Source organism: Lysinibacillus sp. NPDC058147 (assembly GCF_042884205.1).
Classification (GTDB): Bacteria; Bacillota; Bacilli; order Bacillales_A; family Planococcaceae; genus Lysinibacillus.
Window position 1 is genome coordinate 50,667 of the sequence record NZ_JBHVUJ010000004.1, and the last position, 19,042, is coordinate 69,708.

The window sequence follows — 19,042 nt, forward strand, 5'->3', positions numbered from 1 at the left end:
CTATTTGCTTTAGTTTATTAGATTTTTTTTAACGAGTTATTAATAGTAGATTAATATTTTCTAAATATCTGGAATTTATAGTTGTAATTAGCAAGGAGGATACTATGAAAATTTCATTCACGAATATTGAAAAAAAATATGGGCAGGCTCAAGCGTTATGGCCTATAAATATTGAGCTGGATAGCAAATTCATTACAATCTTAGGACAATCAGGCTGCGGTAAAACAACGTTATTAAAAATATTAGCTGGACTTGAACAACCGACAAATGGAGAAATTCGTTTTGATGAAACCATCATTTATTCATCTAAACTCCGTAAAAATGTAAAACCAAATAAGCGAAATATTGCAATGGTTTTTCAGGATTTTGCATTATGGCCTCATATGACTATTTTCCAAAACATTGCTTTTGGTCTGAAGGGAATTGTTCAAAAGTCAGATATTCCGGCTCGAGTGGAGTATGTTATGCGATTGGTGAAAATGGAAGGGCTTGAAAAACGAAAGCCTGGAGAGTTATCAGGGGGACAGCAGCAACGGGTAGCACTTGCGAGGGCACTTGCGACTAATCCGCAGCTTATTTTGTTTGATGAACCTTTATCGGCGCTCGACGCAGTACTAAGAGAAAAAATGCAAGATGAAATCATGCATATTATTCATGAGCTAGATTGTCAGGCAATCTTTGTCACACATGATCAAACAGAGGCAATGGCAATGTCAGATCAAATTATCGTGATGGAGGCAGGGAGAATTGCGCAAGTAGGAACGCCAGAAGAAATTTATCATGCTCCATCAACGCCATATGTAGCGGATTTTATCGGCAAAGTGAACTGGTTTGATAAAGGCAATTATATAGTACGACCTGAAGGAGTTTCCAGAGTAGCACGCCCAGGAACAATTGCGAAACAAGCGATGATTGTAAAAAGTACCTTTGTTGGTGATCGATATTTAGTACAGGCACAGGTAGATGGTAAGCACTGGAGCTTTTACGAGCCAGAACCTATCGAACATGGAAAGCAGCTTGAGGTTTTTATTGATGAAAAACAAATATATCAATTGGAGGGTTTACATTGAAAAAACGAAGTGTAAAACTATTTGCTACAGCTGGGATTCTTTTAACATTAGCATTAGCGGGCTGTGGAAATAAAACAGTAGAAATTGATAAAAAATCAAGTGCAGCGCCGAAAGAAGAACAAACTTTAACGGTATATTCTGCTGGTCCAGATGGTTTAGCAGCGAATATTCAACAAGTATTTGAAGAGAAAACAGGAGTAAAAGTAGAGATGTTCCAGGGGACAACAGGCAAAATATTATCGCGTTTAGAAGCGGAGAAAAATAACCCTGTAGCAGACGTTGTTGTACTTGCCTCTGTCGCTTCTATGGATGGCTTAAAGGAAACAAATCAGCTTCAAAGCTATAAAAATGCTGTAAATGCAAAGAAAATCAATAGCGATTGGTCAGATGCAGAAGGTTATTACTATGGGTACAGCGCCTCAGCTTTAGGGATTGCTTATAATACCAAAAATACGCAACAGGCTCCAGAAGAATGGACAGATTTAGCAAAAGCTGAATGGAAAAATAAAATTAATATACCAGATCCAAGCATGTCAGGCTCTGCTGTAGATTTCCTATACGGATATACAGAAGCGGAAAACGCAGCTTGGACTACGATGGAGAAGTGGAAAGAAAATGGTTTACAGGTGAATGGAGCCAATAAGGAAGCATTAGATGCTGTTATTACTGGTGACAAAAATGCCACAATTTCAGGGGTAGATTATATGGCCTATAAAGTAAAAGCTGATGGGGAACCAGTAGAGATTATTTATCCAAAAAGCGGGACAGTTGTCAGTCCACGAGCTGTTGGTATTTTGAAGGATGCAAAAAATGTAGAGAGTGCAAAAGCGTACGTTGATTTTTTACTGTCAGATGAAGGGCAAAAACTTGTCGTAGATGCCTTCTTACTACCAGGTAACAAAAATATACCTGTTAAGGATCGGTCACCTTTAGATGAAATTCCTCAGCTAAACGTGAACTGGGAGGGTGCAGAAGCTAAGCAGCTTGAAGTATTAACTAAATTCAATGATATTTTTCGTTAAGTAGTTTTGGGAGGTTTTTTAGCCTCCTTTAAGTTTTTCTAGGGAAGGATTGAAATATCAATGATTATGGAAGGTAGACGAACTTTTGGATTTATTCTGACACTTGTCATCACGTTTGCTATCGCACCGTTAATTGCCACTGTGTTTTATACATTTATGAAAGATGGGCAATTAGATGTTTCACAAATTAATAGAATGTTTGCCAACGAGAGAGTGTGGCATACTCTTGGAAACTCTATACTATTAGGAGTTTTAGTTATTATAGGGACAACAATTATAGCATTTCCTATGGCGTTAATAAGAACGAAAACAAGCTTGTATAAATATAATTGGCTAGACATCGTTCTAACGATTCCGTTTATGACTCCACCGTATATTGGCTCGATGGGTTGGATATTGTTTATGCAAAATAATGGATTTCTCCAACAGCTATTTCCAAGTGCTGCTTGGATGTCTGAAGCTTTCTTCTCTTTGTCTGGAATGGTCATGATTATGAGCTTGCACCTTTTTCCTTTTCTATATTTAATGCTAAAAAATACGCTATTAAGAATTAATGGATCCTTTCTTGATGCTGCACTAATTTTTAGCCGAAGCCCTTGGAGAAATTGGACGAAAATAATTTTACCTTTATTGGTTTCTAGCTATGTTCTAGGAAGTTTACTAATTTTCATCAAAACGTTAGCTGAATTTGGAACACCTGCAACATTTGGTAATCGAATTGGTTTTCAAGTATTTACTACGGAAATTCATTCTTACCTATCTAGGTGGCCTGTAGATATTAGTATGGCAACATCGCTTTCATTATTTTTACTGTCGGTTTGTCTCGTGATCTGGTATTTTCAAAACCTTATTGGGCGCAAATATACATATAGCGTGCTTTCTGGAAAAACACCAGCAATTCGCGAGATTAAAGATAAGTGGTATGTCAAGCTTGGTTCGTGGCTTTTTGTGGGGATCGTTATTTTGCTATCGATCGGTATTCCTTACTTTTCGATTATCGTAACATCTTTGCAAAAAGTTAGGGGAGATGGTTTGCAAGCAGGGAATTTTAGTTTTGCCTCCTATCAGGAAGTGTTTACAAGTGGAAGTGCAGGATTGTCAGCATTTTTAAATAGTGTTGTTTTCTCCATAATCACAGCTGTCGTTACAGCGATTATTGGCTTGTTTATTGCCTTATACATTAAAAAAGGAGAAACAAAAAAGCAGCAAGTATTAGATTTCTTTAGTTTAATGCCTAATATTATTCCTGGAATTGTTTTTGTAGTGGGGTTAATCATGTTTTGGAATTCACCGTGGTTACCAGCGACCATTTATAACACAAAGGCAATGGTTGTGGTCACGTATTGTGTACTTTTTTTACCGTATTCCGTGCAATATATAAAGTCATCTTTATCACAATTAGATTCTTCGATATTCCAATCTGCAGCTATTTTTGGGCGAAGTAGTTGGGCTATTTATCGACAAATCATCATTCCATTATTAATGCAGGGAATTTTTGCTGGAATGACGATGACGTTTATTATTTCTATGCGTGAGCTTGTCGCTGGATTACTTATTTTGCCCCCTTCGGTAGAGACTGGTGCAACATTTATTTACAGTCAATTTGAACAAGGAAATGTCGGGGAAGGAATGGCTGTTGCAGTAATAACAGTCATCATGACTGTTATTTTCATGTTGTTGTTTGCCTTGTTACAAAAAGGGGGAGGACGTGTGGATGCTTAATGTAGAGATTTTAGGTGGGGTCGGTGAGTATGGCCGTAACTGCTTTTTCATTGAAAATAATGGACATGCTATTTTACTCGATTGTGGAGTGATGAACAATCGACAAAAGACTCTTCCAAATTTAACACAAGCTCATGTGGCGAAGCTTGATGCAGTGTTTATATCACATTCACATACAGATCATACAGGTGCTCTCCCTTTACTCGAGAGATGGGGATACACAGGACCGATCATTATGAGTAATATGACTGCGCAGCAATTAAAGCAGTTTTGCCAAAATACAAGAACCTTTCAATCAGAGTCAATTGGTGAGTGGCTAGATGTTAGTAATCATCTAGCTTTTCAATGGGGCTACAATGGGCATTTAATAGGAAGCGTATGGTATAAGATTCGTTTTTTTAAGGAGGTGATATTTTATTCTGGCGATTATGTAGTGGACTCCTATTTGTTGAAAGCGACGCTACCGATAGAGGACAGGAATGTTTATAATGTAGCCATTATTGATAGCGGCCATGTCGAAAAACGCATCGATAATTTAGAAGTATTGCAGCAAATGACCGAATATATCAATGTAAATCCAGGCCGCCCAATCATTTTCCCATCCTCTTTCTCAGGAAAAACAGCCGATATTGCAGCCTATCTTTTTCAGCATACAACAAGAGCGATACATGTAGATCCTGAATTGTTATCCTTATTTGAAAATTATTATGAGGCACCAGAAAATTTATTGTCTACTAAAAAAACTATTTTGCAACAGTTTAAATTAGAATGTTTGGCAAAGAAAACAGAAAGTGAAAACGTCATTTATTTTGTTCCTGAGCGTGATGAAGCTAAATTAGTGAAGCTACTTCATAAAAAACCTACAGCTATAGTCATCTTTACGGGTTATTGGAATAGAGGCAAATACAAATTGCAGCATTTCAAAAATCAACACAAGGAATTTTTTTACAAAACGCATCCGGATTTTCATGATATCGTCGCACTATCTAAGGAAATAAATGCACATAAAACAATCTATTTTCACAGTTCATTAACGAATAGCGAAACGACTTTCTTGTAATTACTAAAGGAGGAGACCATATGAAGAATTGTTTAGTGAATTTATGCTTAATTGGCATTGTACTTGTTAGCATTATTGGGTTCGGTTCCACAAAAGCGGAGGCAGCAATCGATCCAGAGCATGAGATTAAATTTAATATTAAATCTGAACTCTTTGCTGAATCAGATATTTTAAATGTTTTCCAAGCTACAAAAAAAGATGAGGTAAAGGTATATTTCTTTGATGCTCCAAGTAAAGATTTTTTAAATGAGGATTATATCCACCGTTTGCGTGTCTACAAAGGGAGCAATAAAATGGATATCACCTATAAAAAGAGATTTTTAAATACACCACTGGATGAAGCAATTGCAATAACAGAAAGTCATGGTTTTACTGGAGCAGAATCTAATTATAAATTTGAAATGGATATTAAAGGTGGCAATCGTACGTTTACGATAAGTCGTAAGGAATCATTAAAGACTACAACTAAAGTTTCCTATGATGGAGTGGATACAAGTGCAGCAAAAAAATTAATTTTAGAAAATGCTCCGAAGAAAATTTTTAATTGGGATTCCGAATCATGGTATCAAAATACTTTATCTCAAGCTGTAGTTTATGGTCCTGCAAAGGCTACAACATATAAAGGAAGCTTTGCGGGCTATGCGGCGGATATTGAGGTTTGGCAATACCAAGGAGAGACGATGGTAGAATTATCAACAAAAGAAGAGGGTGCATTAAAGGCCGCTGTTATAGAAAAAGAATGGCAAGATGAATTAGAATCCGCAGGGTATTTAAGTCATGATCAACGTGGCAAAACGGGATTTGTTATGGATAAGTAAAATATAAGTTTTTTAAAATTCGCGACACTTCTTGTAAAAGCGAACAAGCTGTGGTGCATTAGCATCCATGGTTTGTCACTTATTTGAAGAAGTGGGGCGAATTTTTTCTTTTAAGTGTCAAGTAGCGTAGAAGGTAAATAAAAACAAAGAAAAAATTGTTCTAACTTTTTCATTTTAGCTTACACTTACTATAGGACGAACTTAGTGTTGAACAAGGGAGGAAATGACATAGCGAAAAAAATGGGAATTGTCGCGCTACTTTTATTCGGTGTTTATGTGCTGTGTATGTATTGGTATATATTCCACAGCGGCGGTGGTACAATACCACGAGCGATGCAGGGAACAGCCGCAGATCCAGTGATGTTTATGTCTGAAAAAGAACTATATTTGAGCGGTGAATATTCTAAAATACGGAACTTCCTATTCTTTGTTGCTACACCTTTGGAATGGTTAATCTATTTCATGATATTAATTATGGGCGTATCACGTTATTTCGAAAAGGTCGCGACGTCACAAACAAAATGGAAGCTGTTACAAAATGCAAGTTACTTATTCTTATTATCACTTTTACTATATGTTGTACTATTTCCACTCGATTATTATCGTTACAATTTAAGCAAAACCTACGGAATTAGTACACAAGCGTTTTCGTCATGGATGCGAGATGGCATTATTGATTTTTGGGTCAACTTTGGCATGAGTTTTATTATCATATCTGTCCTTTATTGGCTTATTAAAAAAAGTGCTAAAAGATGGTGGCTATATGTATGGTTTCTAACGATTCCATTTACAATATTTGTTATGTTTATTCAGCCCGTAGTCATCGATCCTTTATATAATGATTTTTATCCACTGAAAAATAAGGAGTTAGAAGAGAAAATTTTGTCTATTGCTGCACAGGCAAATATACCAGCAGAGCACGTATATGAAGTCAATATGGCAGAAAAAACGAACGCCTTAAATGCCTATGTAACGGGTATTGGCAGTAATTCGAGAATTGTGCTATGGGATACAACTTTAAATCGTTTAACAGATAATGAAATATTATTTATCATGGCACATGAAATGGGACATTATGTTGAAAAGCATATTTATTTTGGTATTGCTGGATATCTTCTGTTGACATTGATAGGCTTATGGCTGACGGCGAAATGTTTAAGGTGGTTCATTGGACGTTACGGAAAGGTATTAAAAATAAAAAAAATCGGTGATATAAGTTCTTATCCATTATTTTTACTCCTAACATCTGTTTTATTATTTGCATCGAGCCCTCTGTCGAATTATGTTTCGAGGTATCAGGAAAATAGAGCTGATCAATATGCGATTTCACTAACGGGTGATCGAGAGTCGGCAATTACAGCATTCCAGAAACTAACGATATCGGGTTTAAGTGAGGTAAACCCACAATTACTTGTAAAGTGGTTCCGTTATACACATCCGCCAATGCTTGAACGTATTTATAAGGTAGCGGATAAAGCTGAAGAAAATAATGTGGAGCCATTAAAAGAAGTGCCGTTAAAAGAGGAGCAGAAAAAAGAACAACAGAAGAAATAACTACCGCTAAAAGCAGTAGTGCAATACTCTAGGTTTTGTGAACGAATTAGTTGGGTATTCTAAGGGAAAGAAGTACAAAACTCGTTCGTTAATGATAGGGGAATTATTATGCGTAATATTGTCGTAATTACACTTTCATCAATATTAGTCGCCTTTGCTTACAATTTTTTGTTAATTCCGCATGAGATTTTAAGTGGGGGATTAAGTGGGATTGCCATTATGCTAGGGATTATTACACCCTTGAATACGGGAGTTTTAAATTTACTATTGAATTTGCCGTTGCTTATTATAGGGGTTATGAAATTAGGGAAGCGTTTCATTAGCTATACCATTCTTTCAGTAGTTGTCTTGTCTGTAAGCTTGTATATTATTCCGATTTATAAAGCAACACAAGAGCCAATTCTTGCCTCGTTATTTGGTGGTGTTATTGTGGGCGTAGGGATGGGCATGATTTTTCGTGCGGCAGGTTCCTCTGGAGGTTTTGATATTATAGCAATGCTGTTAAGCCGCAAACGAGATTTTCCACTTGGTACATTAATCTCCGCGATGAATGGTATCGTTGTAGCTATCTCCGGCTTCGTTTTTAGCTGGGATGCAGCATTATTGACGCTCGTATCGATTTATGCCACTGGGAAGGTTGTTGACACCATTCATACGAGTCATATTAAATTGACACTGATGATTATTACGAGCAAGGGCGAGGATGTGAAACAGCAACTACTGAAAAAGCTTCATAGAGGTGTAACTATTATGGATGCTAAGGGTGCTTATTCAGGAGAAGGGCGAAAAGTATTGATTACCGTCATTACACGCTATCAGCTTGCTGAAGTTAAAGGTATGATCAAGGAAACAGATGCCAAAGCCTTTGTCAATATATTGCAAACTACCGAGGTCATCGGCATGTTTGATAGAGGCGTAAAGTAAAGGATGTCCTGTAATAACGCGTTTCGTGTGGCTAACGCAGCACTTTTTTAAAAAATAACCATATTACAAAGCGGCTCATCTGGCAATTTAAAATAAATAATTATTTCCTCTACACACGTTATTGATTATAATGAATATAATCGAACGTGTGTTTTTATGTTTATAATGAAAAGGGGCTAAATAATGAACAAAGAAACAATTCATGCCTATTGCCTAAAACTTCGTGGAACAACGTATGATTACAAAGAAGAATGGCAAGCGGATCGCTATCACATTGGTGGTAAAATGTATGGAATGATGGGCGAAGATGGTGCTAGAAGACCAGTACTTACTTTGAAATGTGAACCTAATCGAGCTGAAGAGTTGAGAGAAGCATATGAAGGTATTATTCCAGGTTACTATATGAATAAAACACATTGGAATTCAATCTATATGGATGCACATGACGTACCTATTGATTTAGTTGAAAATTTAATCAACCATTCGTATGAGCTAGTTTACGGAAAGCTAACAAAAAAAGCACAGCAGGAAATTAAGAAATGAAGTGTGAGAATAAGTAGGATGATCTCGCACAAAGAAGTGGGGGTAGACTGGCGAAGAACCCAGGTTTAAGAGAAAACTGCTAAGGTTAATCAAAGAAATGCTCGGGTCAGTTAGAGAACTGATCAGGTGCAAGGGAAAACTGCTCGGGTCCAACTGAAATTTGCTCTTCCGGCGAAAAGGAACCCTAGAAGTGGTGAATCCCCACGTATAAAACACAATATACGAAATTAAAAAAGAATCTGCAAGTTTCTCCATCTAAATTACGGAGAAAACAGATTCTTTTTTGTAGTCCCGCTCTATACCTAGTTATATCCGCGTTCACCAAATGGCTGAAGCTTGTCGAGCCATTTTTGTTCTAGCTTTTCTAGCTCTTTTTTGGCATCGAAATAGCCCTCTTCTTTTTTCTTTAAATACTCCACAACTTCAATATCAAAAGCATCATTGCCGAACGAGTTGTAATCAGCTTGTAGCTCTTTATTAGTATGTGTATTTGTTTTTAACATAAATTGAAAGCCGTTTAAGCGTTTTAAATTATTGAAGCTACCAACAAATACTTTACCATTTTGTTGATTGGTCATTGTAAAAACACCAGCTTCAATTTTTATTTCTTTATATATTTCCTTTAATTCTTTTTTATGATCCATTCGAAACCCTTCTTTCTTATTTTTTTATCCAGTAAGCACTGCCATCCTCTTGTCGATCCATGAAGCCGTATTCGATTAAATAGCGACGTATTTGCACATAGTCCTCATACATCGGCTGAATCATTTCGTTTAATTCTTTTTCTGAATACTGTTTTGTTTCATCGAAAAGTTTTGTGATTGCACGAAGTATCACAATTTTATGCTTTTCACGTTTTGGGAAGCGGACAAGCTCTTTGCCTATACCGTTTGGAAAGTACTTTTCAAGCAATTGCTGTTCTTCAGAAATCGTTATATTATAGCGATCGTCGACCATCGTAGCTGTTTTGTGAATAGGTACAAAGCTTTCTTCCTTTCGATTCTGTTCTTTTAATAGTTCCATCATTGCAAGAAAGGTTTTCGCTTGACGTTCCTTTTCTTTAAGGGTAAAGCGATGATGACGTATTGTTGTTGCACTACCGATCTCCAATTCTTCTTTAATGTCTTGGTCGGTTTTTCCTTCATAAAATAAGCGTAAAATATGACTTTGATGATCAGTAAGTCCAGTCATTTTTTTATTAAGGCTATTTAAATAATGAAATACGGATTGATGTGCAGCAGCAATATGATGTTGCATAAATTTTTCTGCCTCGTAGAGAACGCCTTCATGTGGATAAATAATACCCTTTTCAATCTTTTCCCCGCAAAGCAAACAAGTGAAGTGTGTTGCTTCATCGTTGTAGCCCTTTTTTATGTCATGAATCGAAGCTTGCCAAAATAATTCATTTACATCCATTGGAAGTCCTCCTGTAAAACAAACGATTATCTATTTTGTTTGCTTATATATTATTAAAATAACAAATTGTTTAAATAAAATCAATAAAAAACACATCGTTTTATAAACGATGTGCGAAAGCGTTTATTTATTTTTCTTTTTAAAAATAATGATTGATAAGATAGCTAGCGCAATAATTGTGACGACAATAATGATCATGCTTGTTGAGGTACTTAATATATTTCCATGAAGGTCATAGACAATACCATATACTTTTTTATATTCTTCTAACTGTAAAGCGGGCGCACCTTCGAAAACTTTGGAAATTGAGCTCTCCATAAAGGCATTGCGTAAGAGTAAAGTTGTATGGCTGATTGGGAAATACATAATAACATTTTGAGCAAAGCTTGGAAGTGCCCCAACAGGTACATAAACACCACATAAGAAACCAAGTGCTGTGCCGACGATCGTACTAAGCGTTGAAAATGAATGTTGGCTGTTAGCGAGTAATACAAGGAAGAGATTAAAAACACTGGCAAGTAACACAGATAAAAATAGTAAGCCTACTACTTTCATGAAATCTCCAAAGCTTAGTAGTTCACCGCCAGTTGATACGAGAAATATTTCACAGCCAATAAGGGCGATAAAGGAAAAGATGCAGCCAATGAAAAAGGCATTTAAGACATAGCTAAATTGAATGGTTGCTCGCGAGATAGGGGCTGTGAGAAAATCAGCTTGCGCTTTTGATTCAAGGTCTCTAACAGCAATGGCATACGCAGCGAGTGTAGTAGTAACAGCAATCATAGAGAGTAAACCTGCGACAATCCACTCATTGACCATTGTTACCACTTCTGGGGTAGCCTTTGTCACTGCTTCAATGGCATTTACTTGCGATTTTTGAAGAAATACTGCATAAAGGACAATAACAATAATGACAGAAAGTAGAGAGTAAAAGACTTGTGTTTTATCACGTCTGAAAACCTTATTATTTCGTTTTACTAAGCTAAATAATGCTTCCATTAAGCTACACCTTCTTCGGCCATAATATGAAGAAAGACATCATCCATCGTACCTTTGATTACTTCAAATGAAGCAATAAGCGATTCCGCCTTTTTTAATAGAGTTAAAGCATTTAGTGTCGATTCGACTCGAATGGAGAAAATACCTAGCTTTTCTGTATAGGAGATAGCATTTTCCTCGAGCCACTGGATCCCTTCGGAACTATTATGAAAAACAAGAGCCATTGAATCATAGGCGTATTTTGTTTTAAGTTCATCAGGTGTCCCTTCAGCAACAATTTCTCCTTCTTTTAAGACGATGACTTGATGAGCAACTGCCGCTTCCTCCATATAATGCGTTGTTAAAAAAACAGTCATGTTTGTTTCGAGCTGAAGTTGCTTAACGGCTTGCCAAACGAATTGCCGTGTTTGTGGATCAAGTCCAGTTGTTGGCTCATCTAAAAACAAAATTTTTGGTCGATGGATAAGGGCTCGAGCGATATCAGCACGTCTTTTTTGACCACCTGATAAAGTTCCATATTTGCGATTTTCTATATCAGCTAAATGCAAATATGTTGAAACGAATTGATAATTTTCGGCCAATTGTTTTTTCGATAAGCCATATGTTTTACCACGATGAAGGATATTTTCCCGCACCGTTAATCGTGCATCTAGTAAACTTTGCTGGAATACGACACCAATGGATTTTCGAATTTCCGCATTGTCATTGCTTGCATCAAGTGTATAGCCATTAATGTTTACTGTACCGTTTGATTTTTTTAATAAAGTACAGAGTATTTCAATAGTCGTTGATTTCCCCGCACCATTCGCGCCTAAAAAGGCGAAGAGAGAGCCTTGTTCTACCGTAAATGAAATACCTTTTACGGCTTGGTGATCGCCATATTGCTTACATAGATTTTCAACTTGTATAGCAAAGGTCATATTGTTTATTCCTTTCTTTTTTGAATTACTTGATTGATTTTTGCAATATCATTTTTTTGGATTACATAAATAATGCACCAAGCGAAAAAGAAAATAATAGCTTCGCTTATAAAAATAGACGAAATGCTTGAATGTTCAAACCAACGTCCGAAATAGCCAGCAATCATAACACTCAGCGTAACTGCAATGACATGTAAAATAAACTGAACAATAAAAGGTAAACGCTCTATATCAAAGATAATGGATAGTAGACCTATTACAGCTCCAAGTATGGCAGCGATGATAATTTGTTCAAGTAATTCCGGCCCTGTCATTACAGCGTTATTAGATATGACACTTAATGTTACTAAGATGTAGGAAGAGCTAAGTGATATGAGTATTCCAATAATCATCATGCGAATAAATTTCATATTATGAGTCCCTCCCAATCCCTAAGTGGTGTTTTAGTTCTTTTAAATATTTCCGGCTAACATGGACGGACACATCGTTTTCTAAAATCAGTTCTGTTGTACCGATTTTACCCATTTGAATAGAGGCAATTTTATTAATGTTGACAAGTGTCGATTTGCTGACTCGGGCAAAGTCTTTCGCTAATTGTGCTTCCAGCTCATATAATTTACGTTTTGTTTCGAATTCCTGTTCCTCCGTCTGCAAAAATACTTTTGCACCCTCTGCGTAAATAGAGTAAATATCTGAAATTTTTAGCATATGAATTTCCTGCTGAAAGTAGCCATCTAACATTGTTGTTTGTGAAGTTTGTAGTTGCTTCATCAGTCGTTCAATTTGCTCGGTATATTCCTTTGCGTGTATATGAACTTCAGTTTCTTCTAATGCACTATTGATTGTTAAGTGAATTTTCATTGGAGGCCTCCTTTACATATCTCCGCTATGGAGAAACACTGAATCAGGTAATAATAATGTAGCATAGAAAATTTTGGATTGGAGAAAATCTTGGATAAGAGGTTAAATTTTATAAATAACAGGTTCAATTTTAACGATATACTACATTGCAAAAAAGCAATGAAGTAGAAAAATAGGCAGGTTCACGGCATAATAGAATGATACAGTCATGAGGGGTTGCTTCTATGTTTATTTTTGACAAGCACATGTTTATTACACTATGTATTGGTTTAACAGGTGCGATTTTATTTAATGTATTACATATTCCGATGCCGTGGTTACTTGGAGCTATTGCGGCGGTTCTAATTGTTCAGTTATCGACAAAAGTACAATTGAAATGGCATAAATATTTTCGTAATTTTGGTTTAATCGTTGCGGGATATTCCATTGGTTTTGCGTTTACACCAGAAGCGGTGCAGGATATTAAACAATTTATAGGAAGTATGATTGTTTTAAACTTCTTATTTATTGTATTGTTTTTTGGCGTTAGTTTTTTAGTAGCAAAACGTGCGGATTTAGATTTTGCGACCGCGTTGACATGCTGTGTACCTGGTGGCATGTCACAGGTTGTTGCCTTTGCGGAGGAGCAGGGGGATATGGATATGGCCGTCATTACGTTCTTCCAAATATTACGGGTTCTTTTAATCGTTGGCTTTGTGCCATTAATGTTGTCAAGCTCTGGGGGAACTGATGTGGTTGTCAATGGAGCGTACACATGGAGCTTAGTAGTTTTACTTGCTGTTTGTGGAGTAGCGGGGTGGCTGGCGCAAAAGGTGAAAATTCCGACAGGCTATATGCTTGGTCCAGTGTTTTTATTAATGGGCATCAATATAGCAGGGATTGACGTACCAAAATTGCCATTGTCACTACTTCATATTGCGCAACTAATGCTCGGCATTTACATTGGGCTTTTATTGAAAAAAGACGATCTACATTTATCAAAGAAGCATGTATTTTACGCTTTTGTTTCGGCAGGGATCTTCATTGGCGCTGCTTATGGCTTAACATTTGTCATGGAGAGTTTTTACAGTATTGATTTTCGAACAGGATTTTTAAGTATTGTACCAGGCGGGCTTGATCAAATGGGGATTATCGCCGCTTCCGTTCATGCAAAGGTCACAATCGTCACCGCATTTCAGCTATTCCGAGTGCTAGTCGTATCCGTTTTCCTCGTACCGTTTGTTAAGATGTTTGTGAAAAAAGTGAAAACATAGAATACGGGTGGATATCACCAGTTTATTGTATGGAAAATATATAAAATAAAGATGATAATCACTGTCATGTATATAAGTTGATTGAAGTGTAGGCTGGGTGACTTCTTGAGTCTCATCGGAGCCTCCAGTCGGAATGGCAATCAACCAGACGTTATGATATTGATCCTAATATTGTAAAGAGTTGTTAATTTTGGAAACCGAAAACTTATTCTAACGTCTTTAACTTCAAAGGGAGAAGGGAGAAGAACATTGTTTAAATATGTAATTCAACTAATTCTTGGTTTCTTAACTTTATTGATGTCATCAGCTATTTCTTGGTATGAGGGAAGTGATATCATAGATAATACGCTGGAATGGAAGTATTCAACCCCGTTTTCTCAGATATTTAATATTGAGATAAACAATGGCCAGGATATTAGCCAGCTTGATTACTTTGTTTATGTGGCTAAATTCCAACCGTTTTTCCCGACTATTATGGCAGTAAGTGTTCTTTATATTTGTACTGTACTTATATTTTTCATTTTTCAACTAAATGGTCAGTTAGCCATTTTTTGTCAGGGATTATAAGTTGTGTATTTATTGTTATTAGCACTATATTTTTTAATTCATCAACTGTTGGAGGAAACGTATTTTTTTGGATTACGGCTGTCGGTGCATTAATTTTTATAAGTGTGGCGATAAGTTTATGGTACAAGAAAAAAATACAGTGTTTTAATTACAGCCATAATAGTTGATTAGTGCAACATAAACGTGCGAGCTATAGTACATTAGTATTTGTACAGGAGTTCGCATTTTTTTAATAAACATCTTGATTGGGGAATGAGTGATGAATTTTAGGATTGGTACTCGACCGGAACGGCAACCTTCGTTATGATGCAAGGCTGAAAAAATGTGAAAGAATGTAATTTACCCTTTTCAAAATTACCTGAATTATGGTAATATAAATTTAATTATATTGAACGGAGGTGAAAAAGAATGAATAAAAACGCTACGAAAACATGTGTAAAAGTGGATACAGCTATGTATTTTGCACGTGTGATTACTTTCGATTTTGCGAACAACGGGATAGGTCTGTCCATTTTTAAGCAAAATCAAATATCAAACGTAGCGAATTAACCATTCTTTTTCACAAAATAATGAGGAAAAGACTGCTTGTTAATCGAGTAGTCTTTTTTGTGTCTATAGATGTTTTTCGCACGTTTCATTGGAGGAAAAAACGATGCAAATTAAGGCTGAACAAATACAAAAAATTATTGGTGGAAATGTTTTATTTGAAGGGCTTCAATTAGAAGTAAATACAGGGGAGCATGTTGCCATTGTTGGCGTAAATGGCAGTGGGAAAACGACTTTATTACAGTTACTAGCTGGTTTGGATACGCCAGATAAAGGACGAATCATAAAAAGTAAGGAAGCGACGATTGGTTATTTACATCAAATTCCACAGTATCCTATGTTCTCAGTGAAGGAAGTGCTGGAGGAAGCATTTGCGGAAATTTATGCATTAAAGGCAAAAATGACAAAGCTTGAGCAGGAAATGCAGTTAGCTGTAACTGATAAGGTACTTCAGCAATACGGTCATGTGCAGGAACAATTTATGCTGCAGGGTGGCTATGAAATTGATGCGCAATTAGCTATGATTTCTAATGGTCTAGGTATAACACCATTGCTTGAACAATCTTTTAGTAGCTTAAGTGGTGGAGAGAAAACGAAGGTAATGCTAGGGCAAATCCTTTTAAGTAATCCATCTATTTTGTTATTAGATGAACCGACGAATCATTTAGATATGCACGCAATTGAATGGCTAGAAAATTATGTCCGAAATTTTGCAGGAATTGTTATTGCAGTATCACATGATCGCCACTTTATGAATCAAATGGCTCAAAAAATAATTGAAATTGAAGATGGAGAGGCATTTACGTACATTGGAAATTACGATGCGTTTATTAAACAAAAGGAAGCTAAGCTTGAACAGCAATTTGCTCAATACGAAGAACAGCAAAAGAAAATTAAAAAAATGCAGGAAACAATAAAGCGCTTAAAGCAATGGGCAAATGAAGCAAATCCGCCAAATGATGGCTTGCATCGTCGTGCTAAAAGTATGGAAAAAGCACTAGCCCGTATAGAGCGTGTGAAGAAGCCTTCAACAAAAAAGAAAATGAATTTAGCGTTAACGATGGCTGAGCGTAGTGGTAAAGAGGTTGTACAAATGAAGGGCATTAGCCATGCGTTTGAGAAACCATTATTTAAGGAAAGTAATTTAGCAGTTTACTTCGGAGAACGACTGGCGATTGTTGGTGGCAATGGCAGTGGAAAATCAACGTTATTAAAAATGATGTTAGGTGAGGTTGAACCTAGTGACGGTGCTTGTCATGTCGGCAGCAGTGTGAAAATTGGCTACCTTTCTCAGCAATTTGAACATAAAAATCCGACCATTCGCTTAATAGATGCCTTTCGTGAGAGCGTCTCTGTGTCGGAGGCTGAGGCACGTCATATTCTTGCGCAGTTTTTATTTTATGGCTATGACGTTTTTAAAAAAGTGAAGGATTTAAGTGGCGGTGAAAAAATGCGCTTACGTCTTGCACAATTAATGCATGAGGATATTAATTTATTGATGTTAGATGAGCCGACCAACCATTTAGACATTGAAGCGAGAGAGGTATTGGAAGATACACTGGAGTCCTTTGAAGGAACTATTATTGGTGTCTCACATGACCGTTATTTTTTACAAAAGATTTTTACAAAAGTAGCATGGATTGAGCACGAAATGATCCAAGTATTTGAAGGTGACTATGAATGGGCAAGACAAAAACGCTTAGAAATAGTAAAAGAACCAGTTATAAAAGAAGTGTCTGAAAAATCCTATGCTGTTAAAAAAGAAATAACAATTGAAGAACAAATTGAAAAGCTCGAAATGAGATTAAAGGAGCCGACACTTGCTAAGGAGCAACGTCAAAAGCTTGAACAGCAGCTTGAGGATTTATATGAAAAATGGATTGAAGGAGGAACAAAAGATGCATAAAATAGAGCATATCATGCAGTTAGATATTGATTATATTAAAAGTTTTAGTGAGATGGAAACATGTCATGAAGGAGTATTATTTTACAATAAGGAAATGCCAACATATTACGACGCCAATCATGCACACATTTGGAAGAAGATTGTCGAACCAGATATGTTTTTAAAGAAAATCAAGGATTTTTATCAAGCAAAAGCACTCACCCCAAGATTGTATTTATACAATGTGGAGGAAAATCAGTCATGTATAGAAGCTTTAGAGAATCATGGCTTTCAATATGAAAGTTTTACTGATGATGTACAGTGTTGGAATGGTGAATACTCGCAATTATCACATAATCCAGCCATACAGATTGAGCGGGTAACAGATGCAAATATGGAGGAAGCGTTAGCTGTAGAAATGAGCATTTCTACATTTGGTGAGCCTGCATTAATCAAAAAAGCATTTGAGGAAACCTATCATTCTCCGTATTTTACGTATTATTTATTAAGATTGGATGGCGCAGCTTGCTGTACTGCCAATATTTTCGTCTCAGGAAATCAAGGGAGAGTTGAAAGTGTAGCAACACTTGAAAGCCATCGAGGACGAGGATTAATTGGATATATTTTGCAACATATTCAGCAAGAGTCGGTAAAGAAAGGGTTAGAATATCTCTGGATTTTGCCTATCAATGAACAGGTCGCCAAGGTCTATGACAGGGCAAATTTCAAATCAGTAGGCACAATAAAATCAATTCATGCCTTTACTGAGGGTAAAAGCATTAAGCAAATACGACAAGAGACTTAATTAGGATGAACGAAAAAAATTTTGCCATACTCCTGTAGGACAGCAAACGTCATAGGAATGGTGCTTTTAGGGGTTTAATTTTTCGAATTTTAGTCGTAGAATATGTTCAAATTGTGTAAAACAAAGCTTGTCAGAGGTAAAGGGGGAAAACCTTCTATTTGAAAAATGGAGTGATCCAGAACAGTATCGACTACTCGGGATATTAGAATTGATGTTTCGAAAGAAGGATTTTCAATCTTTAAAAGTTTTTTACTTGAAAAAATGGCGAATTCGATTTACTCTCTTTAAAGATACTTGTTTAATGGACTTGGAGGATATGGAATGCACGGAATTTATATACGCTATAATGTCTTAGAAGAAACCCCAGCAGCACAATGGCCCCAAAAAATGGATGCATTTGCGTATGTTCAACGAGGAAAGCCACAACAAGACAATGACAACTTGCTATCAATGGATGAGCTAAAAAGCCATGCAATTCGCTATATTAAAAGCTTAAAAGACAATGCAGGTGATCATTTAGTAGAACAACGCAATGGTGAAATTGAGCACTTTGATCGACGCTATATGGAATCTTTAAAGCTAAAGGAAAGCATCGATTCACAACTTATTAATCTAGAAGAGATTCGTTTACTTTTACAGTTAATGAATGTATTGAATTTATCACATGGTTTTGGAGAAAATGCTGGAAAGCTACTACGTCAAATTACCCCATATGCAAAAGAAGTAGAGCACCCAACATTCCAAACAACACGTGTTGAGCGACATTTTTATTCCGAACTAATTGAACAAATTGAAGTAGTATATGCACGAATTATGCGTCACCACAACCCATCAACAACTGAAATGCAGCATTCAGAAAAGATATGGACAGCAGTTTGTGAGCAAGCAATTGAAAAGGTTGAATCGCGAATTGAACGCTTGTCTGCTATCAAGTTGAAGCATGAAAAAAATTTGCTAGAGTTTAGTCAATTAAAACAGCAAAATATTGAGGCAAAGGAACGCCTAGATATTGCTGTCAATGATCTTGACGCTATTTTAAATGTACTAGAATCTTAAAAAGCATGTCCGCCGATTGGA

At 36.4% G+C, this 19,042-nt stretch carries 20 protein-coding genes; 14 read left to right on the forward strand and 6 right to left on the reverse strand.

The annotated features are described in order from the left end of the window. The first annotated feature begins 104 nt into the window (after window positions 1–104). From ACFVT8_RS12940 to ACFVT8_RS12975, 8 genes are all read left to right on the forward strand, one after another. Window positions 105–1,070: an ABC transporter ATP-binding protein gene (locus tag ACFVT8_RS12940; RefSeq protein WP_387080680.1), complete on the forward strand. Its 966-nt coding sequence runs from the start codon at window positions 105–107 to the stop codon at window positions 1,068–1,070. Then, on the forward strand, window positions 1,067–2,092 hold the full coding sequence (locus tag ACFVT8_RS12945; RefSeq protein WP_387080682.1) for an ABC transporter substrate-binding protein: 1,026 nt from the start codon (window positions 1,067–1,069) through the stop codon (window positions 2,090–2,092). Before ACFVT8_RS12940 ends, ACFVT8_RS12945 begins: the two co-directional genes overlap by 4 nt. A gap of 60 nt (window positions 2,093–2,152) precedes the next feature. Next, entirely contained in the window at window positions 2,153–3,814 is a 1,662-nt protein-coding gene (locus ACFVT8_RS12950; protein ID WP_387080685.1) for an ABC transporter permease, read from the forward strand. Continuing rightward, window positions 3,807–4,874 (forward strand): MBL fold metallo-hydrolase, encoded by a 1,068-nt coding sequence (locus ACFVT8_RS12955; RefSeq protein ID WP_387080688.1) that lies wholly within the window; start codon window positions 3,807–3,809, stop codon window positions 4,872–4,874. The genes ACFVT8_RS12950 and ACFVT8_RS12955 overlap by 8 nt, the downstream gene beginning before the upstream one ends. Before the next feature lie 20 nt (window positions 4,875–4,894). Then, the gene (locus tag ACFVT8_RS12960) at window positions 4,895–5,692 is read left to right on the forward strand and encodes a CYTH domain-containing protein (protein ID WP_387080691.1); all 798 of its coding nucleotides are present in this window, start codon (window positions 4,895–4,897) and stop codon (window positions 5,690–5,692) included. 228 nt (window positions 5,693–5,920) lie between these two features. Beyond that, on the forward strand, window positions 5,921–7,246 hold the full coding sequence (locus ACFVT8_RS12965; RefSeq protein ID WP_387081511.1) for a M48 family metallopeptidase: 1,326 nt from the start codon (window positions 5,921–5,923) through the stop codon (window positions 7,244–7,246). A 108-nt stretch (window positions 7,247–7,354) separates the two neighbouring features. Continuing rightward, window positions 7,355–8,170, forward strand: coding sequence for a YitT family protein (locus ACFVT8_RS12970; RefSeq protein WP_387080693.1), 816 nt, complete (start codon window positions 7,355–7,357; stop codon window positions 8,168–8,170). A gap of 183 nt (window positions 8,171–8,353) precedes the next feature. Then, the gene (locus tag ACFVT8_RS12975) at window positions 8,354–8,713 is read left to right on the forward strand and encodes an MmcQ/YjbR family DNA-binding protein (protein WP_387080696.1); all 360 of its coding nucleotides are present in this window, start codon (window positions 8,354–8,356) and stop codon (window positions 8,711–8,713) included. A 302-nt stretch (window positions 8,714–9,015) separates the two neighbouring features. Here ACFVT8_RS12975 and ACFVT8_RS12980 read toward each other — a convergent pair whose 3' ends face one another. From ACFVT8_RS12980 to ACFVT8_RS13005, 6 genes are all read right to left on the reverse strand, one after another. Next, window positions 9,016–9,357 (reverse strand): GIY-YIG nuclease family protein, encoded by a 342-nt coding sequence (locus ACFVT8_RS12980; protein ID WP_387080699.1) that lies wholly within the window; start codon window positions 9,355–9,357, stop codon window positions 9,016–9,018. A 16-nt stretch (window positions 9,358–9,373) separates the two neighbouring features. Beyond that, complete coding sequence (locus tag ACFVT8_RS12985; RefSeq protein WP_387080702.1) at window positions 9,374–10,129, reverse strand: DUF2087 domain-containing protein; 756 nt, start codon at window positions 10,127–10,129, stop codon at window positions 9,374–9,376. A gap of 123 nt (window positions 10,130–10,252) precedes the next feature. Next, the gene (locus tag ACFVT8_RS12990; protein WP_387080705.1) at window positions 10,253–11,128 is read right to left on the reverse strand and encodes an ABC transporter permease; all 876 of its coding nucleotides are present in this window, start codon (window positions 11,126–11,128) and stop codon (window positions 10,253–10,255) included. Then, on the reverse strand, window positions 11,128–12,048 hold the full coding sequence (locus tag ACFVT8_RS12995) for an ABC transporter ATP-binding protein (RefSeq protein WP_387080708.1): 921 nt from the start codon (window positions 12,046–12,048) through the stop codon (window positions 11,128–11,130). The genes ACFVT8_RS12990 and ACFVT8_RS12995 overlap by 1 nt, the downstream gene beginning before the upstream one ends. Before the next feature lie 5 nt (window positions 12,049–12,053). Further along, complete coding sequence (locus tag ACFVT8_RS13000) at window positions 12,054–12,458, reverse strand: DUF3021 domain-containing protein (RefSeq protein ID WP_387080711.1); 405 nt, start codon at window positions 12,456–12,458, stop codon at window positions 12,054–12,056. A 1-nt stretch (window position 12,459) separates the two neighbouring features. Further along, a complete protein-coding gene (locus ACFVT8_RS13005) occupies window positions 12,460–12,909 on the reverse strand; it encodes a LytTR family DNA-binding domain-containing protein (protein WP_387080713.1) in 450 nt (149 codons plus the stop codon). 224 nt (window positions 12,910–13,133) lie between these two features. Between ACFVT8_RS13005 and ACFVT8_RS13010 the strand changes: the two genes are divergently transcribed. The 6 genes from ACFVT8_RS13010 (at window position 13,134) to ACFVT8_RS13035 (ending at window position 19,021) form a co-directional block, all read left to right on the forward strand. Then, a complete protein-coding gene (locus tag ACFVT8_RS13010) occupies window positions 13,134–14,162 on the forward strand; it encodes an AbrB family transcriptional regulator (protein ID WP_387080716.1) in 1,029 nt (342 codons plus the stop codon). Window positions 14,163–14,411: 249 nt separating this feature from the next. Next, on the forward strand, window positions 14,412–14,729 hold the full coding sequence (locus tag ACFVT8_RS13015; protein WP_387080719.1) for a YjdJ family protein: 318 nt from the start codon (window positions 14,412–14,414) through the stop codon (window positions 14,727–14,729). 408 nt (window positions 14,730–15,137) lie between these two features. After that, entirely contained in the window at window positions 15,138–15,278 is a 141-nt protein-coding gene (locus tag ACFVT8_RS13020) for an RAxF-45 family protein (RefSeq protein WP_166672191.1), read from the forward strand. A 103-nt stretch (window positions 15,279–15,381) separates the two neighbouring features. Further along, window positions 15,382–17,181, forward strand: a complete 1,800-nt coding sequence (gene abc-f / locus ACFVT8_RS13025; RefSeq protein ID WP_387080722.1) for a ribosomal protection-like ABC-F family protein — start codon at window positions 15,382–15,384, stop codon at window positions 17,179–17,181. Beyond that, entirely contained in the window at window positions 17,174–17,965 is a 792-nt protein-coding gene (locus ACFVT8_RS13030; protein ID WP_387080725.1) for a GNAT family N-acetyltransferase, read from the forward strand. The genes abc-f and ACFVT8_RS13030 overlap by 8 nt, the downstream gene beginning before the upstream one ends. Window positions 17,966–18,286: 321 nt before the next feature. Further along, complete coding sequence (locus tag ACFVT8_RS13035; protein WP_387080728.1) at window positions 18,287–19,021, forward strand: hypothetical protein; 735 nt, start codon at window positions 18,287–18,289, stop codon at window positions 19,019–19,021. Window positions 19,022–19,042 lie beyond the last annotated feature (21 nt).